Origin of the sequence: Streptomyces sp. NBC_00190, assembly GCF_036203305.1 — a bacterium.
Lineage (GTDB): Bacteria > Actinomycetota > Actinomycetes > Streptomycetales > Streptomycetaceae > Streptomyces.
In genome coordinates this window covers 8111656-8137390 of sequence record NZ_CP108131.1, presented here as the reverse complement: position 1 = coordinate 8137390, position 25735 = coordinate 8111656, and the positions used below count along the sequence as shown (strand labels likewise).

Genomic DNA, 25735 nt, shown 5'->3' with positions numbered 1-25735 from the left:
GGTGACGTGCCACGGGCGGTGGCCCGCGAGTGAGTGGCGGTCAGCCTGTGACCAGCGTTTTGTCGGCTTCGGAAGCCGGGGCGGCCGGGGCGGCCGTTTTCTCCCGGCGGAAGGGGCGCATGAGCGAGCCGATGATCGAGAAGCGGCCCTGGCGCTTGTTGTAGACGTCGAGCGCGACGGCGAAGAGGAGGACCAGCCCCTTGATGATCTGGACCATGTCGGAGCCGACGCCCTCCAGTTGGAGGCCGTTGTTGAGCAGTGCCATGACCAGGCCGCCGACGATCGAGCCGCTGATGGTGCCGAGGCCGCCGGAGACCGCCGCGCCACCGATGAAGACGGCCGCGATGGCGTCGAGCTCCCAGCTCAGGCCGTCCTGCGGGCCGGATGCGGCGGACCGCGCCACGAAGATCATGCCGGCCAGGGCGGCCAGTACGGACATGTTCATCATGACGACGAAGTTGACCCGCCTGAGCTTCACACCGGACAGCTCAGCCGCGCGGGCGTTGCCGCCGACGGCGTAGATGTGCCGGCCGCCGATGGTGTTGCGGGTGTAGTACGAGTACGCGAGCACCAGGACGATCAGGATGATGCCGGAGATCGGGAGGCTGGTGCCGACGCGGCCGCCCGCGAAGCGCAGCGTCGCGAAGACGATGACCCCCAGCATCACCGCGAGGCGGATGCCCGTGATCCACAGGGGAGCCACGTCGGCGTTCATCTCGCGGCGGGTCTGCCTCGCCTTCCACTCGCGCCACACCATGCCCGCGCAGGCCGCAAGGCCCAGCAGCAGGGTCAGGTTGTTGTATCCGGTGTCCGGCCCGACCTCGGGCAGGAAGCCCGCTCCGATCTCGCGGAAGTCCTCGGGGACCGGCACGGTGTCGGCGTTGCCGATGTACTGGTTGCCGCCGCGGAACAGCATCATCCCGGCCAGGGTGACGATGAACGCGGGCACTCCCACGTAGGCGACCCAGAAGCCCTGCCAAGCGCCGATCAACGCGCCGACGAGAAGGCCGAGTGCGATGCCGAGGGGCCACGGGAGCGAGTACGCCTCCATCGCCTTGGCGACCACGATGCCGGTGAACGCCGCGACCGAGCCGACCGAGAGGTCGATGTGCCCGGCGACGATCACCATGAGCATGCCGATGGCGAGAATCAGGATGTAGGAGTACTGGCTGACGACCGCGATGAGGTTGCCGGAGGTCAGGGTCAGTCCCCCGGTCCAGATCTGGAACAGCAGGACGATCGCCACGAGGGTGAAGATCATCCCGAACTGGCGGGCGTTGGAGGTCGTGCCTCCGAAGAGGTTCTTGTGCAGGTCTTTGATTTTGATTCGGTTCATGAGGTCGGGCTCTTCTTCATCGCGGTCATCTGCTTCATCAGCACTTCGGGGTCGGCGTCGCGGCGTGGGACCTCGCCGGTGATGGTGCCTTCGAACGCCGTGTAGATGCGGTCGCACAGTCCGATGAGTTCGGGCAGCTCCGAGGAGATGACGATGACGCCCTTGCCCTGGCCCACGAGCCGCTGGATGATCCCGTAGATCTCGTACTTGGCACCCACGTCGATGCCGCGGGTCGGCTCGTCGAGGATCAGCAGGTCCGGGTCGGTGAACATCCACTTCGCCAGGACGACCTTCTGCTGGTTGCCGCCGGAGAGCTTGACGACGCCCTCGTCGACGCCGGGCGCCTTGATCCTCAAGCTCGTGCGGTAGTCCTCGGCGACGCGGTACTCACGCACCGGATCGACGACACCGCGCTTGGCGATCTTCGATGGTTTGGCTGCCACCACCGAGGTCTTGATGTCGTCCAGCAGGTTGAGGCCGATGGACTTGCGGTCCTCGCTGACGTACGCGAGTCCGTGGCGGATGGCGTCCGACACCGACTTCAGCTGGATCTCCTCGCCGTCCTTGAAGATCCGGCCGGACAGGTAGGTGCCGTACGAGCGCCCGAACAGGCTCATCGCGAGTTCGGTGCGCCCGGCGCCCATGAGGCCGGCGAAACCGACGACCTCGCCGCGCCGGACGTGGAAGGTCGACCCCTTGCATACGAGCCGTTCGCCGGAGCTCGGGTGCTGCACCGTCCAGTCACGGACCTCGAAGAAGACCTCGCCGATGTCGGGCGTGTGGTCGGGGAACCGACTGCTGAGCTCACGGCCGACCATGCCGCGCACGATGCGGTCCTCGTTGACGCCGTCCGCCTTGACGTCGAGCGTCTCGATGGTGCGGCCGTCGCGCAGGATCGTGATGCTGTCGGCGATCGCCTCGATCTCGCCCAGCTTGTGCGAAATGATGATCGAGGTGATGCCCTGCTGCCGGAAGCCGCGCAGCAGGTCGAGCAGGTGCCGGGAGTCGTCCTCGTTGAGAGCCGCGGTCGGCTCGTCGAGGATGAGCAGCTTCACGTCCTTCGCGAACGCCTTGGCGATCTCCACGAGCTGCTGCTTGCCGACGCCGATGTCCTTGATCAGCGTGTCGGGATCCTCCCGGAGCCCGACCTGCTCCATCAGCTCCAGCGCCCGGCGCCGGGAGGCCTTCCAGTCGATCGCGCCCCGCCTGCGCGGCTCGTTGCCGAGGAAGATGTTCTCGGCGATCGACATGCCCGGCACCAGCGCGAGCTCCTGGTGGATGATCACGATCCCGGCCTGCTCACTGGCCCGGATGTCATGGAACCGCATCTGCTCGCCGCGGTAGACGATCTCGCCCGAGTAGCTGCCGTGCGGGTGAACGGCGCTCAGCACCTTCATGAGGGTGGACTTGCCGGCGCCGTTCTCCCCGCAGATCGCGTGGATCTCGCCCTCTCGGACGATCAGGTTGACGTCGGCGAGCGCCGTGACGCCGGGGAAGGTCTTGGTGATCGACCGCATCTCCAGCACGGTCGGAACCGTGGTCATGGGCAGGCCTCCGCACTGCTCGGGCCGCGCAGAGTGCTCGGGGCCGAGCCTCGACGGATGCGGGGTTTCGTGGACATCAGCTTGCCTCCGATGGCACTCCGTGGTGCCTCGAGTCGGGGTTGCGACGACTGCGTGGCGAGACAGTAAATCCATTTGTTTTATTAAGTCAATGCCCCGGAGAATGTTGATACGGAGCCACAGAGAGGACCGGCGCGTGCGGCAGGCAGGAACCAACCTCCCCAAGGTGGGGCGGTACAACCAAGCGGTGGTGTTGGACCAGATCCAGCTGGCCGACGGCATCAGCCGGGTGGAGATCGCCCAGCAGACGGGCCTCACGCCGCAGACGGTCTCCGGCATCGTGCGCCGCCTGCTGGACGAGGGCATCGTCCGGGAGGACGGGGCCAGCAGGGTCGCCAGCGGCGGGAAGCCCCGCACCACGCTGCGGCTCAACGCGGAGTCGGGCAGTGCGGTCGGACTGCACTTCGACCCGATCGAACTGACCTGCTCCGTGGTCGACCTGCGCGGACGTCCTCTGGTCGTCAAGAGGCGCCCCACCCCGCCCAGCATCGACCCGTCCCATGTGGTGACGGCCATGGCCGAGCTGGTCTCGGAAGTACTGGACGAAGCGGATGTCCCGCGCGACAAGGTGCTGGGTCTGGGCCTCGCCGCCCCGGGGCCGATCGACCAGGAGCTCGGCATGATCGTCACTCCGCCTCAGCTCGCGCGCTGGACCCGGGTGCCGATGAAGAGAATGCTGAGCGAGGCCACCGGACTGCCGGTGACGCTGGACAACGACGCCACCGCCGCCGCGGTCGGTGAACGCTGGTCCGGCGCGGGCAAGGGCGTGGCGAACTTCGCGTACTTCCTCTTCGGCACCGGCATCGGTGGTGGCCTGATCCTCAACCACCAGGTGTACAGAGGCGGTTCGCTCAACGCGGGAGAGTTCGGGCACTCGTCCGTGCTCCCCGACGGGCCGGAATGCTACTGCGGCAACCGGGGCTGTCTGGAGCGGCTGGCGAATCCCTCGGCAATCGTGGCCGAGGTACACCGTCGGCTCGCCGACCGGCCTCGGGGCGACAGTGAACTGTCGCGTGCCTTCGACCGGGATCCGGCTTCGGTCGACCATGCCTCGATCCGGCTCGCCGCCGCGGCCGGCGACCCCGTCGCCGCCGCTGTCATCGACGAGACCGCCGAACACGTCGCGTCGGTCGCCGTCAGCATCGCCAACTTCATCGACGTGGATCTCATCGTTCTCGGCGGTCACGGCATCCAGCACGTGGAATCGCGCTACGTCGACGTCGTCGCCTCGGCACTGGCAACCAGAGCGCTGTCCCGCAGCATCCGGGTCGTCGAGGTCAAGGCGTCCCCCCTCGGCACGGACGCCGCCGTGGTGGGTGGCGCCTCCCTCGTACTGCACTCGACGTACTCGCCCCAGCTGTCCGCTCTTCTCGCTGACTGAGCACACCCGGAACGCCCGGCCTGACGGGACGCGGCGTCGTGCAGGGCGGCGCCGGGGACGGCGTCGGACGCCCTGGCCCCGGCCGGGACGAGGACGTCGTCGGCTGGCCGGATCGTGGCCGTTGCAACAGGCCACGACCCCATCGCCGCCTGTTCCCTGATCCTCAGGGGCCTGCGGCCGAAGGTGAAGGACCGCCCCCGCGCGGCCGCCCGCAACAGCTGGCGCGAAGGCTGGCAGGCCTTCTCGGCCCGCCCGTGGATGTGGGGGTACGCGCTCGCCGGAACCTTCGCCGTGCCCCTCTGGCTCGCGGGCGACCAGCGCCTCGGGCCGCTCATCCTCTCCGGCACGTCCGGCGGGGCGTCCCATTGGGGCTGGGCGGTCTCGCCGTTCTGGCCACTGCACCGCAGCTCCCCTGGCTGCTCGTCTCGATGCTGCTCAGCGGCATGAGCCTGGAACTGGCGGTCGTCTTCTTCGAGACCGCGAAGCAGCAGCAGGTTCCCGAACACCTCATCGGCCGAGTCACCTCGCTGACCATGCTCGGCGAGAACGCCCTCGTTCCACTCGGGTACGTCCTGGCGGGCAGCGTCGCCGACCGGCTGGGCGCATCCACCGTCATGTGGACCTGCGCCTTGGGAATCCTTCTGACGAATGTGATCCTGCTGTTCGTCCCCAGCGTCGTCAATCTTCAGGCCATCTCCCCGTCGGAGCCTGCCCGGGAGGGCGAGGTCCCGCCGGCAACCGGTGAACTCAAGCGGCAGGGCGAGCCGCTGAGCGTGTCGGCGTCCGCCGTGGCGCTGCTGGAGGACCTGGAGGTGGCGGGCGCGCGCGGGTCTTCGTGAGCGACGACCACATGGACTGTGATCGACCGCTAGGTGTGGTGGGTGTCGCCTGGGCGGAGGGCGGTGCGGACGCCGGTGATGACCACGGCGATCAGGCAGAGAGCGATGATGGTCTCGGCCCACAGGAAGGCGAACCAGTCCAGCACGCAGCCGATCGGGGGTGTGCCGGGGGCGGTGTTGCGGAAGGCCGAGAGGGCGAACAGGGTGGCGGCCATCCAGGCGAGGGCGGGCCAGACCAGGCCCTCGCGGCGGGTCGTCAGGTACCAGGTCCCGATGAGCACGGACGACGCCAGCGCCCACATCACGAGCATCATGAAGACCGCGAAGACGAGCAGGCTGCCCGATCGGGACAGCTCCAGCCACACGACGGCCGCCTGCCCGGACGGGATGGGTGTCGGGGAGATCGAGAAGAGCGTGTCGTTGTTGGAGAACTGCATCCGCACCGGCACCTGCTTGCCACCCACCGATGCCCAGAACCCGATGTCGGTCTCGTAGGTGTCGAACGGGTAGTCGCTGACCGATCCACCTGCGATCGCGACCTTCATGTCCCTGGTTGTGATCCGCTCGTGCGCCGTGAATTCCAGGTCGCCGAGTGTCGCCGTGGAGGTCTGGAGGCTGAGATCGGCCACCGAGGCGATTCCCTCCTGTTCGCCGAGGGCCCCTCGCGGGGTGACCCGGACCCTCAGTACGAGCTCTCTGGCCGCGGGGGCGACGCGTTGGACGGTGGCCTCCACGTCCACCCGGTCGGGGGCTGCGGATCCGACCGGGTGGACCGTGTCGATCGCCTGCTGCTCGGTGAACTGCAGCCACGACCCCACGGACACCGCCACCACGATCAGGACCGCGACGAGGAGCAGGACGGGCAGCATCGACGCCCCGAAGCGGCGTGGGCGAGGTGATTCCGAGGGTGGGGCCATGGGGACTCCGACGGGGTGGGAAGGGCCACGGGCCCGTCCGGCCCGACACCGGGAGCAGACCTCGCCGCCCACGCGGCGCGGTCTGCCGAAGCCGGGCGCGATCGTCGCGGGCGGCCGTCTTCTCCGAGGCGCGGGGCGGTGGCCGCGGTGCGATCCTCGTCCACCGGGCCGGTGATCCACCGCATCCGGGCAGGCGTGTCGGCGTGAGCCACCGCTGCTCCGGCTCAAGCCGCTCGCCCTTCCTCAGGGACCGACGGTTCGGGCATCGGAGTCTGACCGACCCGGACGGCCGGACCGTCGTCCTGACGATCCCGGAGCGAAGCAGCATGACCGACGAACTGACCGCGCGCGAAGCCGTGCGCCGCATCCTCGGGGACGCCGCGCAGACCGACGTACGGGTCCACCCCGGCGGCAACATGTCGATCACCATCACTGTCGGAAGACGCGCCGCGATGATCGACGGAGAGGACGCGACGGGTTGGGGCTGGAGCCTGGACCCAGGCCCCGCCGAGGGGTTCACCGGGCACGACCACACCGCGGAAGGAATCGAGGAAGCCCTCCGGGGCGTACGCGGGAAGATCGGTTCCAGCAGCTCCTGACAGCTCCGGGCGCCGGCCGGCGAGATCCTGCTCCACGTCCTCTGGTGCCCGCGCAAGCACAGCGACTGTCGCCGGGTTCTGTGCGGCACCGCAATCGGCGCCCGCCCCTGATCTTCGAGGCGGGCGCCGCCGTTGTAGGGGCGCGGGGCGGGCGACGGGCGAGGTCCGCAGCATCTTCCCGGGCCTACAGGCCCGCGTCAGGTTGGGCGTGGTTTCAGGCGCCGATTCCTCGGCGTACACCGATCAGGGCGTCGTCGAGGGTTTCCGCGATGTCCTCGTGCCCGGTGAATCCGTCGTCGGTTCCGGGGTCGACGGTCCAACCCCATCCGCTGCTGTCGTCGCCGTCGATGGTGGCCGTGTGGTCACCGCTGTGCACGCTGATGGACAGGTTTCCGCCGGGGAGGGTGGTCACGTCGGCATGGGCGGTGTCCCCCAGGACGCGGCGTACGGCGTCACGGGCAATCTGCTCTGTGGTGGTCATGATGGTGCTCTCTCCTTGGACGGCCGGAACGACGGTCCCCATCAGACAGGGCCGCTGAGAAGCTGCGGCACGGCACGCCGAGGTTGCGCGCCGCCCGAGGGCTATCGGGGGCGCCGCGTACGAGGAGGCCTTGGCGCGGGGCGGCCGCCAGGGAGCCGTCCGCCGTGCTGGTGGAGGCCCTGGGGAATGGGCCGGGCCAAGGGACGGAACCCATCGGAATGACGCCCGGGCGCCGGTCGTGGCGGGCCCCGCACGCCTTCGGCTCCCTGGCGGGAATCGGCCTTACCGTGCGAGCAACCCGTCCGGATTACCGGACGACGTCCCGCCACTCCGGCGTTCCCTTGGAGGCATGATGCCCAGTCCACCCCGGCCGTTCGGCACCGTTGTCAGCACCATCGGCGTCAACCTGCGGAAGTATCCGAGTACTGACTCCTCCATCATCGGCAACCTGAGCCACGGCGCCGAGGTCGGTCTGGGCAGCAAGGTGCACGCCCAGACCATCGACGGCAACAGCATGTGGTACCTGCTGCGCGACGAGGCCGCGTGGGTCGCCGCCCGGCACGTCGACAACACCGGAGATGTACCGCTGTCCAAGGACGTCGAACCGGCATCTCCGCAGGGCTAACGGCGGAACCGCCCCTTCAGGGCCGTCCAGAGCCGTCCCGGGGGCAGCCCCGTGGCTGTCCCCGGGCCCGGTGCGCGGCGGTGACCGGCGGGCCGGTCGGACGGGCGTCTTCAGGCCGGATGGGTACGTCCAGCCCTGTCCCGCGCCCAGGAGCGTTTCGTGCCACTTGTGGTCGTGGGTATCGAAGGCGAATCCCTGTTCGCTGTCCGTCTGGTGGCCTTCGGCCGCAGGCTCCGCCCGGCCGGCTCCGGGGCGAGGCGAGCGGCCGCTTCACGCGGAGCCGAAACCCGGGGCGCGTCGCGCGGGGCCGCACCCGCCTCCCCCGCTAGCGTCGGGGCATGGCGCTGCTCGACAAGATCTACTACGTCGACCGCTCGGACATCCTGCCGGGCCGGCTCGACGAGGCGAAGGCCGCCATGCGCGAGCGGGTGGCCTTCGTCGAGATGATGGAACCGCAGCTGCTCGCCTACCACTTCTGCGTCGACGACGCCGGATCCACCATGACGCTGGTGGCGGTCCACCCCGACACGGCCTCGCTGGAGCTCCACCTCGAACTCGGCGGGCCCAAGTTCCGCGCCTTCGTCCCCCTGATCCGCATGCGCTCCATCGACGTGTACGGCGACCCGGGACCCGCGGTCATGGACCGCCTCCGCGCCAAAGCCGTCCTCCTCGGCGGCGGCAACGTCACGGTCCACACCGCCGTCGCCGGCTTCACCCGCTGACGCCGACCGCGATCTCCCGGCAGCCGTCTTCGCTTTCGGCGGCTGCACCCTCCACCGGGTCGCCGTCGACGTGAGCGGGGATCCCTACGTGGACCTCGAACGCGAAGCCGAGGCCATGCTCGCGCGCGAGTAGGCGCCGGGACGTCAGAGCGGCCTCCCCGTTCGTGCCTCCAGGTGGTTGCAGGTGCCGGGGCCTCCCGGTCGCGGTACGAGTACTTCATGACGAAGGACAAGGACACGACGGGCGACGGGGCGGGCAACGAGCGGCGGGGGCAGCGCGGGCAGCGGGGTACCACCGTCGCCGTGCTCGCGGGAGCGCTGATCGGTGCCCTGGCCGGGCTGACGGGGAGCACGCTCGCCTACTTCGAGGCGAAGGACACGCACAGCCAGGAAGCCGACGCCCGACGGGCGGACATCCGGCGTGCCGCCTATGTCGAGCTCGCGGCGAGTACGAACAAGTACGTGCAGCAGGCCACCCAACTACTGGCGGTGAGCCTCGACCCCGCGAAGAGCGCCGAGCAGAGGCAGCGTCAGTTCGACGACAGATACGCCCCGGCCAACACGGACCTCGCGCGAGCCGTCACGACCGCGCGGCTCGTTACGACACCGGAACGCAGGCGCGACCTGGAGAAGATCGGCGTCCTCTCCGCTCGCCTGGGGGAGCTGGCGACTGCCAGGTACGTGCGGGGCCCGGAAGGCGCCGACCTGAAGAAGACCGGAGCCGAATTCGACGAGACGGTACGGCGCCAGCAGGCTGCGCTCCAGACGTTCATGGACCGAGCCGCCGACGAATCGTTGTGACGGCACTACCGTTCGGCCCACGAGGCTCGACTGTTCGCGTGCTGATCCAGACGCGGAAGGCCGGAACGCGTCCTCTCTCAGCTGGAGTGAAGGATCCGAAAGCGATCGGGTTCCGCCGGATCTCGATCAACGACTTGGATCGGCGTCCGAGCCCATTGCCACACGCTGATGCCTGGCGTGCGGGAGAACTGGATCTGCCCGCGGGTGCCTTCGACGGCAACGCGCGGCCAGGATGCGGCAATGCCCGCCCGGTCCGCCCCGTGAGAACGCAGCACATCGGCGAGGACGGCGACCGTGTCGTAGCCCTCGAAGGCGACGAAGGAGGGAGCTTCCGCCAGCCGCTCGCGCAGGGCCGTCTCGACTCGTGCACCGAGTGGGGTGAGGTGCTCGGGCAGGTAGCGCAGGAACGGGATCGCGGCGCTGTCGTCGCCCAGCAACGTCGCCCATTCGGCGAACTCCGGTTGCCCGGCCGGAGCACCGATCGTGATCTCGGCGAGGCGTTGGTCGCGGCGGACAGACTTGACGATCGGCACTGCCGGCTCCGGGTGGCCGACCAGAAGGAGGAGGGCTGTCGCGCGATGGTCGACGAGTTCGTCGCACACGGCGTCGGGCGTGAGCGCGCGCATGTCGAGTTCGATGACGCTGCCGCCGCGTGGAGCGAGGTGGTCCCGCAGAATGCGGGCACCGGATGCCCAGTAGACGCTCGGCTGGGTCGCTACGGCGATGCGGCTGTGGCCCGCGCCGAGGAGGAAGTCCGCGTACGTCTGCCAGCCGCGGGACTGCGGCGGGGAGAGGCGTGCGACCCATTGCGTCGGCAGTTCGGTGAGCGCGTCGAGAACGGCTGACGAGCAGAGGAACGGCAGGCCGAGGGCATCGGCCCTGGCGGCAGCGGCGCGGGCGACGACGCTGTGGTACTCCCCCGCCAAGGCGGCCACGCCCAGACGAGCCAGTTCGTCTACGGCCGCCGCGGCCCTCTCGGGATCAGCCGCGGTGTCTCGGACCACCAGCTCGAGTGGTCTTCCCGCGATCCCGCCGGCGTCATTGATTTCGCGAACGGCCAGCTCGAGTCCGGCGAGCAGGTGTCGGCCTGCCTCCACCCAGCCAGGCCGAGTCAGCGGAACAAGGGCGCCGATCTGGACGGACGGTCCGTCAGTCCGCTTCGCTCCAGGTGGCGATGGTGGCGTATTCATCCGTCGGCGTCTCCCGTGTGACGATTCGCTTGCAGTTCGCCCGGATCGCAGAGTGGCAAGGCCCGGCGGTAGGCGTTCATCCCATCTCGCCGTGGCGGGCGTACCTCGGTGACCGTGCCGGACATTGCATCCACCGCCATCGCCGACAGGCAACCGATTATTTGTTCGCCGGGCTGCCGGGCTTCAAGAACCTTGGCGGGCTCAAGGGATCAACGCACCACACGCGGATGATCACGTGGCTGTGGACCCGGCAGCTCCTCGTCGATGATCTCGCGGCTACGCCGGAGCCCGCCCGGCGCCGGTCTGGTCGGTGGGGTGCCCGGCGGGCACCGAGGACCCCTTCTTCGGTCGGTCGGCCGCCGACATGCCGATGGGGGCGGGGCTTTCACCCGGCCGGGCCAAGCGAAGGCGGTCGGCTGGTGCGAATGGCCCAGCGTCGGGACCTCGGACAGGCCATGAGTCGGATGAGATGCCTAACGTCGCTGACAGCAGATCGGTTCACGAGGCTTGTGGAGGCAGCATGTCCCATCGACGCCGCTGGCTGGCGGGCGCCTGCACAAGTACGGTCGCTGTCGGCCTGCTCGTCACCGGGGGCGCCCTCGCCACGCCGCCACGAGACAGGTCAGGCAGAGAGGTCGAGAGCGAGGTCGCAGTGGGCGCCTATCTCCACTACGACACGCCCGGCGTCGAGAAGATGAAGGACCTCTCGCGCTGGCTCGGCGGTACCGAGGTGCGCGCCGGGCACACCTACCTCCCCGGCGACACCTGGTCGAACATCGAGGGGGCACCCGATTTCCTGCCCAGCTGGGCACGGTGGCGCAAGGCGAGAGCCGATCGGCTGTTCGTCCTGAACGTGCCCATGCTGGCACGCAACGAGGCCGACGTCCCCGACGGCCCGGTCGCCGAGCTGCTCCGCTCCGGCGCGCAGGGTGAGTACGACCACCACTTCCAGCGCCTGGCCGAGCGTCTGGTCGGGCTCGGAGTGCCGGACACGGTCATCGTGCTCGGCTGGGAGATGAACGGCTTCGACTACACCCACCGATGCCGGCCCGACCCCGAGAGCTGGAAGAGGTACTGGCGGCGCATCGTGGCTGCCATGCGCTCTGTGGAGGGACAGCGGTTCCTCTTCGACTTCGCCCCCAACCGCGGCAGTGACGCGATCGCCTGGACCCAGTGCTACCCAGGCGACGACGTGGTCGACATCGTCGGCATGGACACCTACGACCAGCCGCCCGGCCACACCTTCGACGAGCAGGTCACCCAGCCGTACGGACTCCAGGCGCAGGTCGACTTCGCGGAGGCGCACGGCAAGCCGATCTCGTACCCCGAATGGGGGCTGTTCCGGAACGGCGACAACCCCGAGTACATGCGGGGCATGCTGGCATGGATCGCCGAGCACAAGCCGCTCTACCACAGCATCACCGACTACTGCCCGCACGGTGTGTGGCAGTGCAGCCAGAACCCGCGCTCCGCACAGGTGTTCCGGGAGTTCCTGTCCACCGAGCAGGGCGGCGGCCGGCCTCCCGGATTCGACCGTGAGGATCGCAGGTCCCGGCCGAGGGACTGAGCCCCACCGGGCTGCGGCCCACCGGTAGGCGCGCCGGCCTGCACCGATAGGGTGCGAGCCGGACGGCCGGGAGGGGCTGAGGATGAGACCAGGGCGAAGACTGTGGATCACGGGGCTGGTGCTGGTGCCCCTGGGAATGCTGCTGATGACGGGGACGTGGCGGCTCGGCGACTCCGCCTTCGGCGGCCACAGCGTCGGTTCCGATGCCATGCGGCCGACGTACGAGCAGGGCGATACCGTCTTTACGAAGAAGATCGGCGGCACCGAGGTCCATCGCGGCGACGCGGTCTTCTACTACCTGCCCGGTCGCTACACGGACACCGCTCTCGTCTTCCAGCGCGTCATCGGGGTCGGCGGCGACCGGGTGAGCTGCGACGGGCACCAGGTGCTGGTGAACGGCGAGCCGTTGCGCGAGACGTACGTCGCCGGGGGCGACCCCGTAGGTGACGGCAAGAGCTATGACGTGAAGGTGCCGGAAGGCCGGCTGTTCGTGATGGGCGACAACCGGGTCAACTCCCGGGACTCCCGCTACTTCCTGTCGGACGGACAGAGCGGCACGATCCCCGCGGACGCGGTCCGCGAGCGGGCGCTCGACGGCGCGGGCGCCGCGATCACGATGGTCGCCCTCCTGATCGGCGGGTTCGTCCTCGTGCTCATCGGGTTCGGCTGCGGTCTCGCCGGATATCTGACCATGCGACGGGCCCCGCGGACGGAACCGACGCCCGCGGCGCCCTACGCCTTCCGGTGACGTCAGGCCCCGGACCTGACGTCCGGGGCTTCGCCCGCGAACGGCCGTGAGGACGGCGCTCCGCCCCCTCGGACTCGGACCGGATCCCGTCTCCCCTGACCGGGTCCCCCACCGCAGGGGGGTCACAGCCGCCAGTACGTACCCGCACGGGAATCGACGTGCACCACGTGTCGCCCGACGCGCACCACGTGGTGGTCCGGACCGGACCAGGAGCCGGTGGCACCGTCGGCGCCGGGCAGTGGGGTCCAGATCTCCAGGAAGGTGCTGCCGTCCGGGTTGGTGCCCCGCTCGACGAGATGCGCACCCTCCCACCGGAAGGCGCCGGCGTCTTCGCCGGGCTCGCCCGTGAGGTGGTGGAAGCGCACCTGGGAGCCGTCGAAGGACGTCGTACCGGCGAAGCCGCGGCTGTCGGCGTAGTACGGGCCGGCCTGCAGCCACACCACTTCGCGGTCCTCGATCAGGGGTCCGCCGTTGCGGCTGATGCCGCGCCGCAGCCAGGCGCCGTGCTCGGGTACCGGGACGCCGGGGCCGCCCGGGAAGTCGCCCGCCGGCTCCGGCTCCGGCTCAGGCCCGGTCATCGGTGGCGGGCTCGTCCACGGCCAGGAGCGTCAGCGGTACGTTGCCGCGTACCGCCTGGGAGTACGGGCACACCGCGTCCGCCCGGTGCAGCAGGGGCTGGAGGTCCGCCGCCCGCCACCCCGGCAGGCTGACGGTGAGGGCCACCGCGAGGCCGTAGCCCGCGGGCGTGTCCGTGGTGCCGAGCTGCACTTCGCAGGCCACGCGCGCGGCGGAGGCATCCGCTCCGAACTCGGCGGCGACCTCCGCGAGCGCGGAGGTGAAGCAGGCGGCGAAACCGGCCGCGAACAGCTGCTCGGGGTTGGTGGTGCCGGGCACCTTCTTGCGCGGCGGGGCGAGGCGGACGTCCAGGCGCCCGTCGTCCGTGCGGACGGACCCGGTACGGCCCCCGGCGGCATGCGCGGTCGTCCGGTACAGGCTGCGGGTGAGTGGCACGGTCATGGCGTTCGGCCCATCTTGCTCGACGAGGACGCTGCCCGGGTGCGGACAGCGGACGGCGCTGCTGGTGCAGCACCTCGCGTCGTCGTGCGTAACCGGGTACGGCGCATCTCGTCCGGGGCCTTGGATCCGGCCGCCGGACAATCTAGCAACGGAGGCGGCGGGCCGGGGCCCCGCCCGCGGTGAAGTTCCTCACCCGCTGCCGGTCCCGCCGCGATCCGGGGACGCGGGCCGGTGTCGGCTGCCGTACGCCCGGCGCATGCCCTCCCACCGGGTGACGGCACGGACCAGGGCGCTCTCGCCGCTCTCTCGGTCCTCGACCGGCAGGTCACCGGCTCGCGCACCGCGCGTCCGCGCGGGCCCGGGGAGCTCAGGGCACATCGCGCCCTGCCCGGAAAGATGCGTCCCAGAACGTCCGATTATCGATCCTCGGGGCGGAACACAGCGCGCCTTCCCGTCAGTTCACAGGAGGGAACCGGGGCGAGCCCGCACGACTCGGCCTCGACCGGCAGAACAACGGCAAGGAGAACCCGTGCGCATACTCTTCACCGGACCGGCCGCGGCCGGCCACCTCTTCCCGATGATCCCGACCGCGCAGGCCCTGCGCGCCGCCGGCCACGAGGTGCTGTTCGCGAGCTCGCAGCCGCTGGACCGGCTCCGCGAGGCCGGTTTTCCGATAGTCGAGATCGGCGACGGCCGCACCATCCGGGACGTGTTCGAGCAGTCCACCGGCGAGGAGGTGCGCTACGTCAACCCCGACATGACTCAGGACCAGATCCTCGACATGGCGGCCCGCGCCTTCGCGCTCGTCTCCCGACCCACCGTGGACGGCTTGCTGGAGGCCGCCGACAACTGGGGCGCCGACTTGCTCGTCTACGACTCCTTCCAGGCCTCCGCCCCGCTGGTCGCGGCCAAGCTCAAGATCCCGTCGGTGATCCAGAACTTCGGCGTCACCTCCGGCCTCGACATGGTCGGCCGGCTCGCCGCCAACTTCACCGAAGCGTACGAGACGTACAAGGTGGCCGGCCCCGCCGAGCCCACCGCGCTGAACATCGTCCCCGCCTCGCTCGGCGGCGACCCGGGCGGCTTGCGGATGCGCTACCTCTCCTACAACGGCGGCGGCACCGTCCCCGCCGAGCTGCTGCGCCGCGGCACCCGCCCGCGGGTCGCCGTCACCCTGGGCACCGTGCTCACCGAGCTGGACGGCGTCCGCGCCATCGTCCGCCTGATCGAGGCCGCCGCCTCGGTGGACGCCGAGTTCCTGCTCGCCGTCGGCGACGCCGACCTCACTCCGCTCGGCACCCTCCCGGACAACGTCCGCCCGCTGCCCTGGATCCCGCTCGCCGAGCTGCTGACCGCCTCCGATGCGCTGATCCACCACGGCGGCTCCGGCACCCTGCTCACCGCCCTGCAGGCCGGCCTGCCCCAGCTCCTGCTCCCCCAGGGCGCCGATCACTTCACCAACGCCGATGCCCTGACCGCGACCGGCGCCGCCCTGCGCTCCGCCTCCGACGACGTCGACGCCCCGCTCCTCACCCGCCTCATCACCGACCCGGCCCTGCGCGAGGCAGCTACCCGCCTCCGCGCGGAGAACGCCGCACTACCGACCCCGGCCGAAACGGTCCCCGCCCTGGAAGCCCTGGCCGCCTAGGGCTCGACACAGGCGCTGGTGGCGGGGTGTCGACCAGCCCTGAGCGTCACTTCTGCGCCATCCCGAGCATGGCCCGGAACCGCCGCCGCGGGGTAGCGGCGGTTCCGGGGCCGGGTCAGGCGGCGTGCTGGGTGGCCGGGCGCTGCTTCTGGCCGTTCACCACACCCCGCTCCAGGACGGCCGTCCGCTCGATCACCGTTCCGGGCGCGGGAATGGCGGGCGACGAGCTCGTCGGCGAAGTCGGGCACCGTGTCCCTGACGGGCAGCCGGCCCAGCGCGCGCTGATGCCGCGGTGCGGCGCGCGTGGTGTTGCGCAGTACGTTCACGGCGATGCCCATCAGCCAGGGGCGCGGGCTGTCTCCCTCGTCTCCCCGGCTCGGATCCGGGCGTGCATTGAATGGTCCACGTCGGGTTCTTGTCTGCCGGTCCCGAGGCAGTTCCCGTCTCCCATGTCACATCACGGTGCTCAGGCAGGTACGCCTCAGTCGTCCTCGTCGGCTACGGCGTACTTCATGCGTTCCCTCGGCGTCCACGGTCCTCTGCCCGCCCGCGGCCGAGCTCAGCTCCGGCGCGACTCTCTCGAAGATCGCGATCGAGCCGGAATCCGAGGCGGAACTGGGCTAGAAAGGTCGGTATGGAACTCGCACAGATACGCCTGTTGGTATCCGACTTCCCCGCCGTCTACCGCTTCTACCGGGACGTGCTCGGGCTCAAGCCGCAGTTCGAGGCCGAGAGCGGCCCGTACGCCAAACTCAACCCCGACACCGGGCACGCCTCGATCGCGCTGCAGGACCGCGCGCAGATGGCGGGCGTGCTGGGGCAGTTGGGGGCGGAGCCCGGGGGGTACCGCGCGCTGGTCGTGCTCCGGGTGGAGGACCTGGACACCGCCCACGCCGAGCTCATCTCGCGGGGGGCGGAGTTCACCAGGGACCCGGGCCCGATGGGCGAGCGGATGCGGGTCGCCTACCTGGAGGATCCCGAGGGGAATCTGATCGAGCTGCAGGAGTGGCTGACGCTCCGCGAGCAGGCCGGCAACGCACCGGCGTAGGAGGTCCGTCCGCGCCGAGCGGTGCTCGACGCGATCACGGGTACGTGCCTGACCAGTGGCGGTCAGGCACGTACGAGACGGGGGAAGAGGAGCTCGGCGTTGCCTCGGTTGATCGACTGGAGCTGCCCGTCCTCCCAGTGCGGGTAGCGGTCCAGCCCGTCGTCGAAGCCGCTGCACCACTCCTCGGGCACCATGGGGAAGTCGCTGCCGTACAGGACGTGTCCGGGCGCGGCGAAGGCCAGGAGCGAGGGCAGCGATGCGGGGCCGCGCAGAACGCGGTGTCGAAGTAGAAGCGCCGCAGCTCGGCCAGGAGGTCCTCGGGAGCGGTGCCCGGACGCAGCCGGGCGGCGGCCGCGAAGCGGTGCGCGGCGTACGGCAGGAAGCCGCCCGCGCGTCCAGCTCGGCCCAGAGCGGCTCGAACTCCGCGTCTCCGAGGTAGCGCCCGTGGGCGTTGGACAAGACCATCACGCCGTCGGCACCCAGCTCGTCCAGGGCGTGGGCGGCTTCGGCGAGCGCTCCGTCCACGTCCGGCAGGGGGAGGACGGCGAAGTTGCCGAACCAGTCGGGCCGGTCCTTCACCAGCTCTGCGGTGAACTCGTTCACGTTCCGGGCCGTGGCGCGGGCTCCCTCCAGGTCGTCAGGAGCCCCGAGCGGAGCGGCGTACGAGAGGATGCCGGTGGCGATCGAGCGGCGGTCCATCATCGCGATCGCGCTCCGCCGGTCCCAGGCCGGTACCGGCCAGCCGAGGGCAGCGGCCCGGTCGGCGATCGCGCGGCGGCGGTCGGGCGGGATCACATGGTGGTGGACGTCGATGCGTGCGTGTTCGTTCATGCCGGTCCTCGTCTCCTCCCGCCGGTCTCAGGGGCGGCCGGTGCGTGGTGGACGGGAACGCGGCGGGCCGAACGCCGTCCATGACACTCCACGGACGCCGACCGCCGCCAGCACACGCGTACGCCGCCACAGCCGGTCCACCCGTCCGGCCCACGCATCCCGCGTCTGCAGGGTGACGCAGAGCGTTTCCGACCTTTTGCCGCGCGTTGGCGGGGAAGGCATCCGTCGGCCCAGAAGATCAGCGGCGACCCGCGCGGGTGCCGCGTGTCAGAAGTGGAGTCGGCCTTGGCGTCCGTACCGAACGGCACTTACATGATCACCCGTCCTCCCGAGCAGTTGCTCACGATGGAGGGCGGGGCGTCGGAACCCAAGACCCCCGTTGTCCTGCTACCACCCACCGGCAACCCGGGCGAGCAGGAATGGCAGGTGGAGGTACTCAGCAACGGCAACTGCACGATCCGCAATCTCCGGAGCGAGACCTATCTCTCCTACGACGGCGACCCGGAGATGAACAAGCCGGTCGTCGGGTTCCCCGAGCCGCGCGAGTGGGCGCTCTACCAGAGCGCTAGGCCGCAGACCTTCCACGTCGTCGTCCCTGGAGGCCCCGTCGAGGGCGTGGAGCTGGCCCTGGACCTCAGCCTGCTGCGGATCTTCCCTCCCCGCATCGCCCTGAGGCCGCTGGAGGTCGGCGACCAACGCCAGGCATGGACCTTCCAGTTCATGGAGTAGAAGTCCGGAGCTGAGTGCCCGGGCCGACGGTCGGCCCGGGCACCGCCCCCAAGGCGCGGCCCTGTCCGCCGGAGCAGTCGGGCGCTGCGCTTCAGACCGCCGCCGAGTTCCCGGCCGGCGCCGGCCGCGCGCTCCGGGCGGACAGCTCAGTTTGCGCCGACGGCCCGGCCTGAAGGTGCTGGGCGGCCTCGACTACGGCCTCGGCCGCGGTGTAGGAGGAGGCGAAGGTGAACGCGCGTGGGGACGGCCCGTGCGCCCGCAGATCCGCCAGTCGCTCCAGGGCCTCGCCGACGGTCGGGAGGTGCCCGGCCGGGACCCACCAGAGCACGAGGTGGGCCTCGACGTTCCGCTCGAACCATTCGCGGCGCCGCCGCATCACCTCCAAGTGCCCGCTGCGGTAGGCGAAGTCCCACAGAGCCTCCTGGGTCTCCCACACCGACAGGTTGACGATGACGTTCTCGCCTGCCGGGCGCAGGCCGGTGGCATCCGCCTCCCCGTCCTCCACGAGCCGCCACACGAAGCCGGGCGCGCCGTCGGCGGCGGCGTTGACCGGATCGAGCATCTCGACGAACGGCGCCACGCGCGGGTCGTCGAGGGAGTGGCGGAGCGTGGCGACGTTGAGCTGGGCGAGGTGGGCGGCATGCGTGGATGCGGGCATGGCCTCATCCCAGCACGGCGGGCTTTTCTATGTCAATCATCATTGTCTTTAGAAGCTTCGATCACCACGCAGCACTCCCCCGGCCGGGCGTCCATGCGGGCGCGAACGGGACCGTCCGCGCCGAGCAGCCCCTCCAGCAGCGCGAAATTCATGCCGCAGACGAGCGGCGGGAAGCGTTCGGCGACGGCATGGAAGGGGCAGTTGCGCATACGGACGACGCGTGCGGCCGCCCCCGCCGTCCCCTCGGCACCTTCGGCGCCCTGGACGCCCTCTGCGCTCTCGATGCCTTCCAGGTGCGGTTCGTAGCCGCGGGCGGCCAGCATCTCCATGGCTTCTTCGAGGCCGCCGCAGGGCGCCGCCGACCCACGCAGGGCCTCACCCCGGCGGCGCGCGGCCGCACAGAGCCCGGCGTCGAGCCCGGCCTCCTCGGCGGCCTCGGCGAGCAGCTCGGCGGCGGTGCGGTAGTCGCGGGCGGGCAGCGACACCGAGCGCTCGGCCGGCGCCCGCGTGTACACCTTGGCGGGACGGCCCGCCCCCGGCCCCGAGCGGCCCGTCAGGCGGCGGCTGCCGCTCTCCAGCAGCCCGGCCTCGGTCAGCCTGTCCAGATGGTGCGCGGCGAGCGTGCGCGCCACCCCGGCCGCCTCGGCGGCCTCGTTGCGGCCGACCTCGCGGCCCTGTGCCACCACGTACTCGTACAGGCGGCGCCGCACGGAATCCTGCAACATTGCGATCGCTTCGATGTCCTCCACCTGGCCATTCTAGAAACAACACAGGTTGGAGATAGATTGGCGGGCTGTCCTGCCCGTCGAAGTGGCCGTGACGCAGGAAGGCGGCGTCGAGCGCGGAATCCCGGACGTGCCAGCCGGCCATCCCAGCAGCCTTTCGCAGCCGTGTACCGCTCCTCTCATCATCCCGGCCACCGTGCCGGCCCCGCACGTCCAGACCTGGGTGCCGGCGTCCAGCGCGGGGCCGGGTGGCGGCGGCTCTGGCTGGCAGGCAATTGTTCGCTGTTTACCGAAATCATGGGGCATCCTGGGGCCATGAACGAGTTGTATCCCGAGCCCCCCGCGGACGGCCCCGCCCCCGCCGCCCGCCTGGCGGCCTTCGCTGCCGCCCTGGCTGACGAGACGCGGGCCGCCATCTGCATGACGCTGCTGGAGGGACGCGCCTGGACCGCGGGCGAGCTGGCCCGGATCACTGCGGTGGCGCCCTCCACCGTCAGCGGCCACCTGACCCGGCTGCTCGATGCGGGCATCTGCGTGACCGAGCGGCAGGGCCGCCACAGTTACGTGCGCATCGCCGACGCCGCGACCGCCCGCCTGATCGACGAGCTCGCCTCGTACGCGATTCCGGACCGGGACGCGGCGCACGCGGTACCCGTGGTCGCCGCACCGGACCCGCTGGCTCGTGCCCGGACCTGTTACGACCACTTCGCAGGGCGGTTCGGCATGGCGGTGACCGACGCGATGGAGCGGCGGGGGCTGCTGCGCACGGAGGGCGTCTTCGAGCTGACGGAGGACGGCCGGGCCTGGTGCGCCGAGGCCGGCATCAGCCTCGCCCACGAGGGGCGCAGGCCGCTGGCGAGCTCCTGCCTGGACTGGACCGAGCGGCGCCGCCACCTGGGCGGCGTCACCGGGGCGCGGCTGTGCGCGCACGCGTTGCACGAGGAATGGGTGGTACGCCCGGCAGGCGGCGGGCGGGCGCTGGAGGTGACCGGGGCCGGGGAGCGGGCCTTCGGCGACCTGCTGGGCATCACGCCGGAGGCATGGAGCTGAGCCCTGAGCTCCGGGACCGGCCCGCGATCCGCCATCCGCCATCCGCCGCGCACCGCCCGCCGCCCACCGTTCTGGAGTTAATATTTCGGTAGACGCCGAAATGTTGCCGTCGTAGGGTGAGCCCATGACGTTCCGCACGGGTCGAATCCCGCCCCACGTACTCACGGTCGGCGCCGTCTCCTTCACGGTGTTCGCCTGGGCCTCCGCCTTCGTCTCCATCCGCAGCGCGGGCGCCGCCTACTCACCCGGAGCCCTGGCTCTCGGCAGGCTGCTGGCCGGCTCGCTGGTGCTCGCCGTCCTGCTCCTGATACGCCGCCAGGGGCTGCCGCCCCGCGAGGCCTGGCGCGGAATCCTGCTGTCCGGTGTGGTGTGGTTCTGCGGCTACACGATCGCGCTGAACTGGGGTGAACGTCTGGTCGACGCGGGCACGGCGTCCCTGCTCGTGAACACCGGGCCGATCCTCATGGCACTTCTCGCGGCCCGCCTCCTCGGCGAGTCCCTGCCACCGCGGCTGCTGGTGGGCATGGCCGTCTCCTTCGCCGGAGCGGTGGTCGTGGGCCTGTCCATGTCGTCCGGCGACGGCGGCTCCACCTCGGTACTCGGGGTCGCGCTCTGCCTGCTCGCGGCGGTGGCTTACGCGACCGGCGTCGTCGCGCAGAAGCCCGCGCTCTCCTACGGAACGCCCCTGCAGATCACCGCTTACAGCTGCCTGACGGGAGCCGTGGCCTGCCTGCCCTTCACGGGGCAGCTTTTCGCGGAACTCCCGAAGGCGCCGGCGTCCGCGACCCTGAACATGGTCTACCTGGGCGTGGTGCCGACCGCCCTCGCCTTCACCACGTGGACCTACGCCCTGGCACGCATGCCCGCCGGGAAGCTGGGCGCGACGACCTACGCCGTCCCGGCCATCGTCGTCCTGCTGAGCTGGGCCCTCCTGGGCGAGGTACCCGCATGGCTGGCCCTGCTCGGCGGCGTGCTCTGCCTGGCCGGAGTCGCGGTGTCCCGGTACACACCGCGCTCCCCGCGAACTCCCGACCGGGACAGTCGACTTCCTGCCGTCCGGACCTGACCGGCTGCGGACCACCCGCTGGGCTGTCGGCGCCCTACCGGCCCGGGCGGGGTTCGGGCAGGATGATCCGGCGCACCGGAGGTCACCCGCGGCGGTGGCACCTGCCCGGCCCCGACCGTGATCCGGAGGTCCCAGTGACGTCGCACGACGACCAGGCACGGCGGGACGAGCTGTACCGCGACCCGTACCCGCTCTACGACCGCGCCCGCCGGGCCGAGGGGCTGACGTACGTGCCCGAGTTCGACGCCTGGCTGGTGGCGCGCGACCGGGACGTACGGGAGGTTCTGCTGCGCGCGGAGGACTTCTCCTCGGTCAACGCCCTTCTGCCGGACGTCGCGCTGTCGGAGGCGGCGCTCGGCGTCCTGCCACGGGGGTTCGGCCCCCGGCCGACCGTCGTGTCCACGGACGGCGCGGCCCACCGTCGGCACCGGGCCCCGCTGAACCGGGGGCTGTCCGCCGCCCGGGTGGCGGCGCTGGTTCCGTACGCCCGCGCGTGCGCGCGGGAGCTGGTGGACGACTTCGCCGCGGACGGGTCCGCGGAGTTGGTGGAGGCCTACGCCCGGCGGTTACCCGGGATGGTGGTCGGGCGGCTGATCGGGCTGGACCCCGCCGACGTGCCCGCGGCCGTGTACGGCGGCTACCGGGCCGAGGAACTGCTGTTCCGGCCACTGTCGCCGGAGGAACAAGCGGCTGCCGCCGAGGACGTGGTGGCACTCCAGCACCTGCTGGACGGGTACGTCCGCGACCGGCGCGCCGAGCCCCGGGACGACATGTGCTCGATCATGGTGGCCGCCCTCGCCCCCGGCGACGCCGAGCTCACCCTCGAACAGCGCCACGAATCGGTGACGAGCCTGCAGAACCTCCTGATCGCCGGATTCCTCACAACGAGCGCCCTCATCAGCACCACGCTGCTGCATCTGCTCAGCGACCGGCGGCAGTGGCGGATGCTCCTCGCCGATCCGTCACTCGTCCCGGCTGCGGTGGAGGAGGCCGCCCGCCATGACACCGCCATCCAGGCCTTCCGGCGGACCACCACCCGCCCGGTGACCCTCGCCGGGACGAAACTGCCGGCGGGAGCCACCGTGCTGGTCGCGTACGGTTCGGCCAACCGCGACGAGGAGCGGTACGAGCGGGCCGGGGAGTTCGACATCGCCCGGCCCGGGAACCCTCACCACCTCGCCTTCGGGCACGGACTCCACGGCTGCCCCGGTTCCCAACTGGCGCGCGAGCAACTCCGCCTGACACTGGACCTGTTCACGCGCCGCCTGCCGGAGCTGCGACTCGACGAGGGCCGTCCACGACCGCGGATCCGGCCCACGCTGATCCACCGCTCGCCGCAGGCCCTGCACGTCACCTGGTGAGGCGGTCCGGGAAAGGAGTCCGTTCAGCCGCTGTGGGGCTCTGCGGCTGACGGACGTCTTCCCGGCCCACGGGCCTGGCTACGCGGCACCCGTCATGCGGGCGAACACCACGACGTTGCTGTCGTAGTAGTGCTTCTTCGCGTCGAAGTCACCGCCGCAGGTGACCAGTCGAAGACCCGCGTGGTCGAGGTTCTTGTAGACCTCCAGCGTGGGGAACTCGGCCTTCGGGTACTCGGCGACACGGTCCACCGTGAACGTGACCGTCTTGTTGTCCTGTCGGGTCACCTTGATGGTGTCACCGGTCTTCATCGTCTTCAGCTTCTCGAACACTGCGGATGCTCCGTTCCACGTGACATGCCCGGCGATCACGGCTGGTCCCTGGGAGCCGGGGGTCGGCCCCGGCTCGTACCAGCCCGCGAGCGCGGGGTCCTTGGGGGTCTGCATGGTGCCGTCCGCGTTCTGCCGCAGCGTCTCCAGGGAGCTGGACACACCGAGGGAGGGGATCGTGATCTTCTGCGGTTCCGACCGGGCGAGGGCGGGCTCGGCCCGGCTCTCCCCCGCACCCGTACCGCTGTGCGATCCGTGCGTGGGTGACGCGGAGCCACCGCCGGCCGGCGTCTTTCCGGTGGGTGCGGCGCCGGCTGCGGCCGGCGCCTCGCCCTGAAGTGCTTGCCCCTGTGGGGCGGGGTGCACCGCGTTCTGGCCTCCGCATCCCGCGAGGAGCAGCCCGGCGAGGGCGGCGGCCGCCAGGGAGCCTGCCGTCCGGCGGCGGAGCCGCATGGCGGTCGCGACGGCTGCGGAGTGCGCGGGGGCCGGCTTCACGCGCCGCCCCCGGTGGTCTGCCTGCCGGTGGGTACGGCAGCGGCCCGCTTCCGCCCGATGGCCACCGCACCGGCCACCACCGCCAGTACGGTGATCGCCGCACCGTCACGGACCGTCACCGGCACCGTCGCACGCTGCGGAGAACCGCCGCCGGTCTCGATACCACCGACCGGAACGGACCCCACGGCCGCGCCCTTGACCTCCCCGCAGTTGGTCGGAGCCGTGGCCTCCTGGGGCAGCTTGGGGTCGAGCTCGCTCTTGCCGGCCCCCTCGAAGTCGTATTTGCCGTTCTTGTTGCGGTCGATGCCGTGCTGCACGACGTGCAGGTCCTTGATGTGGTCGACCACGTCCTGGCCGACGGCGATCGTCCGCTTGTAGGAGACCTTGCCCTGCTTGTCGGCGACGGGCATGCGGTCCACGGCGAGACCGCTCGTGGCCTTGGTGTCCCCGGACGTGGTGAGTGAGATGTTGATGTCGCCGTAGTCGTGCGTGGCCTCGGTGTTGCTGAGGACCCCGTCGCCGTCGGTGTCATCGCTGGCGTCCGGGCAGTGGAAGTCGTGCCCCTTCGTCGATCCGTGCAGATGCTGCGCCGACGGTGACCCGGGCACCATGCCCTCGGACGCGATTTGCACGGTGAGTTGGTTTCCCTTGAGGCTGAGCATGACCGTACCGCTGGAGCCTGATTCGTTCAGCTGCGCCAGATCGATCTGGTACGCCTTTCCGCCCTCCGCGAGAGCTGGTCCGGAAAGGCCGAGGGTCAGGAACGCAGCGGCGGGTACGGCGGCAAGTACCACGAGGCGACCGGCGCGCTTGACTATCACATTCGCTCCTGTTCCGTGGATCCCAGGACGGGAATCGCACTTCGTACGGGGTTGAGATGAGCTCATGGAGAGGTCTCGCCCCTTCTTCGGTGCCCCAACGCCTGCGGATGGGTGCCTATACAAGAAATTTCAGGCGGCTGCCATGGTCGACAGCCGACCACCGGTCATCCAGATGCGTGATATCGCATCGGCCAGGGCGGGGTATCGAGCAGCCTCGCAGAGCATTTCCGAGAGCACGAGAATTCCGTGCGCGGTGCACTTCGGATCGCGGTTCCGATGCAGCCAGATGACCGCGTTGCCCAGGGGGCGGCGCCCCAGGAAGATCCCCGAACGCCGCACGTCGGCAGCCGCCTCCAGGTCGGAGCGGCCTCCGCCGAAGGGCAGGGCCTCCGCTCGGCGAATCCCCGGTGGCGCGGCCGAGTCCCGCACGTGGCGGACATACGCCTCCGGCGGAGCCTGACCGTTCTCGAAGGTGTTTCGGAACCCGACGATACGAAGGTCCGCATTCTGCGGCCGGAGCTCGATGTAAAGCTCGATGAACAAACCCCGAAGTTGAATGCGCACGGGGAGGTAGGGCGTTCCTCCCTCCCCGCGCCCGGCCCTGCTGAAATCTCCCTGAGCCTCTCCCGCTCTCGACCGGATGGCCGACGTCAGGAGCCGGTACTCGTCCACCGATGCGTACGCCGAAGAGAACGCCACGGGTTTCAGCATGGCCGCCCGCATCAGCTGAAGGAGCCGGAACTCGGACCCCTCAGAAGTAATCTGGCCGCAATCGATTCGGTCCTGCTTCTGCACTCACACACGCGCATCCACCGCCTTCGACATCGTCCCGAGCGTCGACGGATGACATCATCCTCGCCGCCGGATTCGGTTCGGTGCGGTCCTTTGTAGTCGTCCTGAGAGCGACCGGGTGAATAGTTGGCCTCTGATGCTAAGAAATCAGCGCGTGGTCCCGGCGGCCGGACGGCTGCCGGTAGGCGTCAACGGCCTTGGAGGCGTTGCGGATTGGCGCCCCCTGCTCCGTGTCCAGGTCCTGCGACACCGCCGACGGCAGGCCGGCCCGACCGGTCAGATGCAAGGTCAGGGCGGTGCGACGTCTCGTCCGCCGCCGCAGGGCCTCGAAGCCGTCCG

At 70.5% G+C, this 25735-nt stretch carries 29 protein-coding genes, 2 pseudogenes and 1 riboswitch; of the genes and pseudogenes, 16 read left to right on the top strand and 15 right to left on the bottom strand.

Annotation, left to right across the window (positions count from 1 at the left end; genetic code table 11):
* Positions 1 to 40 precede the first annotated feature (40 nt).
* Together mmsB and mmsA are read right to left on the bottom strand one after the other, a co-directional pair.
* Complete coding sequence (gene mmsB, locus OG429_RS37755; RefSeq protein WP_328929770.1) at positions 41 to 1336, bottom strand: multiple monosaccharide ABC transporter permease; 1296 nt, start codon at positions 1334 to 1336, stop codon at positions 41 to 43.
* Positions 1333 to 2880: a multiple monosaccharide ABC transporter ATP-binding protein gene (mmsA, locus tag OG429_RS37750; protein WP_328929769.1), complete on the bottom strand. Its 1548-nt coding sequence runs from the start codon at positions 2878 to 2880 to the stop codon at positions 1333 to 1335. Before mmsA ends, mmsB begins: the two co-directional genes overlap by 4 nt.
* A gap of 214 nt (positions 2881 to 3094) precedes the next feature.
* On the opposite strand from mmsA, the gene OG429_RS37745 reads away from it, so the two are divergent.
* The 3 genes from OG429_RS37745 (at position 3095) to OG429_RS37735 (ending at position 5178) form a co-directional block, all read left to right on the top strand.
* Entirely contained in the window at positions 3095 to 4339 is a 1245-nt protein-coding gene (locus OG429_RS37745) for an ROK family transcriptional regulator (protein WP_328929768.1), read from the top strand.
* Positions 4340 to 4453: 114 nt separating this feature from the next.
* Positions 4454 to 4786, top strand: a complete 333-nt coding sequence (locus OG429_RS37740) for a hypothetical protein (protein WP_328929767.1) — start codon at positions 4454 to 4456, stop codon at positions 4784 to 4786.
* The gene (locus tag OG429_RS37735) at positions 4783 to 5178 is read left to right on the top strand and encodes a hypothetical protein (RefSeq protein ID WP_328929766.1); all 396 of its coding nucleotides are present in this window, start codon (positions 4783 to 4785) and stop codon (positions 5176 to 5178) included. Before OG429_RS37740 ends, OG429_RS37735 begins: the two co-directional genes overlap by 4 nt.
* A 29-nt stretch (positions 5179 to 5207) precedes the next feature.
* Here OG429_RS37735 and OG429_RS37730 read toward each other — a convergent pair whose 3' ends face one another.
* Positions 5208 to 6095: a DUF4436 family protein gene (locus OG429_RS37730; protein ID WP_328929765.1), complete on the bottom strand. Its 888-nt coding sequence runs from the start codon at positions 6093 to 6095 to the stop codon at positions 5208 to 5210.
* Positions 6096 to 6421: 326 nt separating this feature from the next.
* Between OG429_RS37730 and OG429_RS37725 the strand changes: the two genes are divergently transcribed.
* Entirely contained in the window at positions 6422 to 6694 is a 273-nt protein-coding gene (locus tag OG429_RS37725; protein ID WP_328929764.1) for a hypothetical protein, read from the top strand.
* Between the two features lie 214 nt (positions 6695 to 6908).
* On the opposite strand, the gene OG429_RS37720 is transcribed toward OG429_RS37725, so the two are convergent.
* Positions 6909 to 7175: a hypothetical protein gene (locus OG429_RS37720; protein ID WP_328929763.1), complete on the bottom strand. Its 267-nt coding sequence runs from the start codon at positions 7173 to 7175 to the stop codon at positions 6909 to 6911.
* Positions 7176 to 7524: 349 nt separating this feature from the next.
* Between OG429_RS37720 and OG429_RS37715 the strand changes: the two genes are divergently transcribed.
* From OG429_RS37715 to OG429_RS37705, 3 genes are all read left to right on the top strand, one after another.
* Positions 7525 to 7800 (top strand): SH3 domain-containing protein, encoded by a 276-nt coding sequence (locus OG429_RS37715; RefSeq protein WP_328929762.1) that lies wholly within the window; start codon positions 7525 to 7527, stop codon positions 7798 to 7800.
* 338 nt (positions 7801 to 8138) lie between these two features.
* On the top strand, positions 8139 to 8522 hold the full coding sequence (locus tag OG429_RS37710; RefSeq protein ID WP_328929761.1) for a hypothetical protein: 384 nt from the start codon (positions 8139 to 8141) through the stop codon (positions 8520 to 8522).
* A 219-nt stretch (positions 8523 to 8741) separates the two neighbouring features.
* On the top strand, positions 8742 to 9323 hold the full coding sequence (locus OG429_RS37705) for a hypothetical protein (protein ID WP_328929760.1): 582 nt from the start codon (positions 8742 to 8744) through the stop codon (positions 9321 to 9323).
* A gap of 77 nt (positions 9324 to 9400) precedes the next feature.
* Here OG429_RS37705 and OG429_RS37700 read toward each other — a convergent pair whose 3' ends face one another.
* On the bottom strand, positions 9401 to 10513 hold the full coding sequence (locus OG429_RS37700) for an ABC transporter substrate-binding protein (RefSeq protein WP_328929759.1): 1113 nt from the start codon (positions 10511 to 10513) through the stop codon (positions 9401 to 9403).
* Positions 10514 to 11033: 520 nt separating this feature from the next.
* On the opposite strand from OG429_RS37700, the gene OG429_RS37695 reads away from it, so the two are divergent.
* Complete coding sequence (locus OG429_RS37695) at positions 11034 to 12080, top strand: glycoside hydrolase family 26 protein (protein WP_328929758.1); 1047 nt, start codon at positions 11034 to 11036, stop codon at positions 12078 to 12080.
* Between the two features lie 82 nt (positions 12081 to 12162).
* The gene (gene lepB, locus OG429_RS37690; protein WP_328929757.1) at positions 12163 to 12828 is read left to right on the top strand and encodes a signal peptidase I; all 666 of its coding nucleotides are present in this window, start codon (positions 12163 to 12165) and stop codon (positions 12826 to 12828) included.
* 122 nt (positions 12829 to 12950) lie between these two features.
* On the opposite strand, the gene OG429_RS37685 is transcribed toward lepB, so the two are convergent.
* Positions 12951 to 13406, bottom strand: a complete 456-nt coding sequence (locus OG429_RS37685; RefSeq protein WP_328929756.1) for a hypothetical protein — start codon at positions 13404 to 13406, stop codon at positions 12951 to 12953.
* Positions 13393 to 13845: an Ohr family peroxiredoxin gene (locus OG429_RS37680; RefSeq protein ID WP_328929755.1), complete on the bottom strand. Its 453-nt coding sequence runs from the start codon at positions 13843 to 13845 to the stop codon at positions 13393 to 13395. The genes OG429_RS37685 and OG429_RS37680 overlap by 14 nt, the downstream gene beginning before the upstream one ends.
* A gap of 73 nt (positions 13846 to 13918) precedes the next feature.
* Positions 13919 to 13982, bottom strand: a riboswitch (guanidine-III (ykkC-III) riboswitch).
* A gap of 392 nt (positions 13983 to 14374) precedes the next feature.
* On the opposite strand from OG429_RS37680, the gene OG429_RS37675 reads away from it, so the two are divergent.
* Positions 14375 to 15493 carry a nucleotide disphospho-sugar-binding domain-containing protein gene (locus tag OG429_RS37675; RefSeq protein ID WP_328929754.1) on the top strand — a complete coding sequence of 373 codons (1119 nt, stop codon included), beginning with the start codon at positions 14375 to 14377 and terminating at the stop codon, positions 15491 to 15493.
* 215 nt (positions 15494 to 15708) lie between these two features.
* On the opposite strand, the pseudogene OG429_RS37670 reads toward OG429_RS37675, so the two are convergent.
* Positions 15709 to 15861 (bottom strand): annotated as a pseudogene (locus OG429_RS37670) (RNA polymerase sigma factor); the annotation flags it as partial.
* A gap of 266 nt (positions 15862 to 16127) precedes the next feature.
* On the opposite strand from OG429_RS37670, the gene OG429_RS37665 reads away from it, so the two are divergent.
* Entirely contained in the window at positions 16128 to 16541 is a 414-nt protein-coding gene (locus OG429_RS37665; RefSeq protein WP_328929753.1) for a VOC family protein, read from the top strand.
* Between the two features lie 62 nt (positions 16542 to 16603).
* Here the strand turns inward: OG429_RS37665 and OG429_RS37660 are convergent, their stop codons facing one another.
* Positions 16604 to 16735, bottom strand: a complete 132-nt coding sequence (locus tag OG429_RS37660; protein ID WP_328929752.1) for a hypothetical protein — start codon at positions 16733 to 16735, stop codon at positions 16604 to 16606.
* A 62-nt stretch (positions 16736 to 16797) separates the two neighbouring features.
* Between OG429_RS37660 and OG429_RS37655 the strand changes: the two genes are divergently transcribed.
* Entirely contained in the window at positions 16798 to 16980 is a 183-nt protein-coding gene (locus OG429_RS37655; RefSeq protein ID WP_328929751.1) for a hypothetical protein, read from the top strand.
* A gap of 14 nt (positions 16981 to 16994) precedes the next feature.
* Here OG429_RS37655 and OG429_RS37650 read toward each other — a convergent pair.
* Positions 16995 to 17372 (bottom strand): annotated as a pseudogene (locus OG429_RS37650) (amidohydrolase family protein); the annotation flags it as partial.
* Between the two features lie 312 nt (positions 17373 to 17684).
* Between OG429_RS37650 and OG429_RS37645 the strand changes: the two are divergent.
* Positions 17685 to 18101, top strand: a complete 417-nt coding sequence (locus OG429_RS37645) for a hypothetical protein (protein WP_328929750.1) — start codon at positions 17685 to 17687, stop codon at positions 18099 to 18101.
* 91 nt (positions 18102 to 18192) lie between these two features.
* Here OG429_RS37645 and OG429_RS37640 read toward each other — a convergent pair whose 3' ends face one another.
* The gene (locus OG429_RS37640) at positions 18193 to 18759 is read right to left on the bottom strand and encodes a DUF3291 domain-containing protein (protein WP_328929749.1); all 567 of its coding nucleotides are present in this window, start codon (positions 18757 to 18759) and stop codon (positions 18193 to 18195) included.
* 32 nt (positions 18760 to 18791) lie between these two features.
* Positions 18792 to 19508 (bottom strand): helix-turn-helix transcriptional regulator, encoded by a 717-nt coding sequence (locus tag OG429_RS37635; RefSeq protein WP_328929748.1) that lies wholly within the window; start codon positions 19506 to 19508, stop codon positions 18792 to 18794.
* A gap of 291 nt (positions 19509 to 19799) precedes the next feature.
* Here OG429_RS37635 and OG429_RS37630 point away from each other — a divergent pair, with 291 nt between their 5' ends.
* The 3 genes from OG429_RS37630 to OG429_RS37620 all read left to right on the top strand — a co-directional run bounded on the left by OG429_RS37630 (position 19800) and on the right by OG429_RS37620 (position 22961).
* On the top strand, positions 19800 to 20534 hold the full coding sequence (locus tag OG429_RS37630) for an ArsR/SmtB family transcription factor (protein ID WP_328929747.1): 735 nt from the start codon (positions 19800 to 19802) through the stop codon (positions 20532 to 20534).
* A gap of 124 nt (positions 20535 to 20658) precedes the next feature.
* Positions 20659 to 21600, top strand: a complete 942-nt coding sequence (locus tag OG429_RS37625; protein WP_328929746.1) for a DMT family transporter — start codon at positions 20659 to 20661, stop codon at positions 21598 to 21600.
* 134 nt (positions 21601 to 21734) lie between these two features.
* A complete protein-coding gene (locus OG429_RS37620) occupies positions 21735 to 22961 on the top strand; it encodes a cytochrome P450 (RefSeq protein WP_328929745.1) in 1227 nt (408 codons plus the stop codon).
* A gap of 78 nt (positions 22962 to 23039) precedes the next feature.
* Here OG429_RS37620 and OG429_RS37615 read toward each other — a convergent pair whose 3' ends face one another.
* The 3 genes from OG429_RS37615 to OG429_RS37605 all read right to left on the bottom strand — a co-directional run bounded on the left by OG429_RS37615 (position 23040) and on the right by OG429_RS37605 (position 25399).
* Positions 23040 to 23783, bottom strand: coding sequence for a class F sortase (locus tag OG429_RS37615; protein WP_328929744.1), 744 nt, complete (start codon positions 23781 to 23783; stop codon positions 23040 to 23042).
* Positions 23780 to 24604 carry a hypothetical protein gene (locus OG429_RS37610; RefSeq protein ID WP_328929743.1) on the bottom strand — a complete coding sequence of 275 codons (825 nt, stop codon included), beginning with the start codon at positions 24602 to 24604 and terminating at the stop codon, positions 23780 to 23782. The genes OG429_RS37615 and OG429_RS37610 overlap by 4 nt, the downstream gene beginning before the upstream one ends.
* Before the next feature lie 129 nt (positions 24605 to 24733).
* Positions 24734 to 25399, bottom strand: a complete 666-nt coding sequence (locus OG429_RS37605; RefSeq protein WP_328929742.1) for a ribosome-inactivating family protein — start codon at positions 25397 to 25399, stop codon at positions 24734 to 24736.
* Positions 25400 to 25735: the final 336 nt, after the last annotated feature.

Coding starts and splice junctions, on each gene's coding strand:
- mmsB (WP_328929770.1), bottom strand. CDS start 1,336: ATGAACCGAATCAAAATCAAAGACCTGCACAAGAACCTCTTCGGAGGC.
- mmsA (WP_328929769.1), bottom strand. CDS start 2,880: ATGACCACGGTTCCGACCGTGCTGGAGATGCGGTCGATCACCAAGACC.
- OG429_RS37735 (WP_328929766.1), top strand. CDS start 4,783: ATGAGCCTGGAACTGGCGGTCGTCTTCTTCGAGACCGCGAAGCAGCAG.
- OG429_RS37730 (WP_328929765.1), bottom strand. CDS start 6,095: ATGGCCCCACCCTCGGAATCACCTCGCCCACGCCGCTTCGGGGCGTCG.
- OG429_RS37725 (WP_328929764.1), top strand. CDS start 6,422: ATGACCGACGAACTGACCGCGCGCGAAGCCGTGCGCCGCATCCTCGGG.
- OG429_RS37720 (WP_328929763.1), bottom strand. CDS start 7,175: ATGACCACCACAGAGCAGATTGCCCGTGACGCCGTACGCCGCGTCCTG.
- OG429_RS37715 (WP_328929762.1), top strand. CDS start 7,525: ATGATGCCCAGTCCACCCCGGCCGTTCGGCACCGTTGTCAGCACCATC.
- OG429_RS37710 (WP_328929761.1), top strand. CDS start 8,139: ATGGCGCTGCTCGACAAGATCTACTACGTCGACCGCTCGGACATCCTG.
- OG429_RS37705 (WP_328929760.1), top strand. CDS start 8,742: ATGACGAAGGACAAGGACACGACGGGCGACGGGGCGGGCAACGAGCGG.
- OG429_RS37700 (WP_328929759.1), bottom strand. CDS start 10,513: ATGAATACGCCACCATCGCCACCTGGAGCGAAGCGGACTGACGGACCG.
- OG429_RS37695 (WP_328929758.1), top strand. CDS start 11,034: ATGTCCCATCGACGCCGCTGGCTGGCGGGCGCCTGCACAAGTACGGTC.
- lepB (WP_328929757.1), top strand. CDS start 12,163: ATGAGACCAGGGCGAAGACTGTGGATCACGGGGCTGGTGCTGGTGCCC.
- OG429_RS37685 (WP_328929756.1), bottom strand. CDS start 13,406: ATGACCGGGCCTGAGCCGGAGCCGGAGCCGGCGGGCGACTTCCCGGGC.
- OG429_RS37680 (WP_328929755.1), bottom strand. CDS start 13,845: ATGACCGTGCCACTCACCCGCAGCCTGTACCGGACGACCGCGCATGCC.
- OG429_RS37665 (WP_328929753.1), top strand. CDS start 16,128: ATGGAACTCGCACAGATACGCCTGTTGGTATCCGACTTCCCCGCCGTC.
- OG429_RS37660 (WP_328929752.1), bottom strand. CDS start 16,735: ATGGTGCCCGAGGAGTGGTGCAGCGGCTTCGACGACGGGCTGGACCGC.
- OG429_RS37655 (WP_328929751.1), top strand. CDS start 16,798: ATGCGGGGCCGCGCAGAACGCGGTGTCGAAGTAGAAGCGCCGCAGCTC.
- OG429_RS37645 (WP_328929750.1), top strand. CDS start 17,685: ATGATCACCCGTCCTCCCGAGCAGTTGCTCACGATGGAGGGCGGGGCG.
- OG429_RS37640 (WP_328929749.1), bottom strand. CDS start 18,759: ATGCCCGCATCCACGCATGCCGCCCACCTCGCCCAGCTCAACGTCGCC.
- OG429_RS37630 (WP_328929747.1), top strand. CDS start 19,800: ATGAACGAGTTGTATCCCGAGCCCCCCGCGGACGGCCCCGCCCCCGCC.
- OG429_RS37625 (WP_328929746.1), top strand. CDS start 20,659: ATGACGTTCCGCACGGGTCGAATCCCGCCCCACGTACTCACGGTCGGC.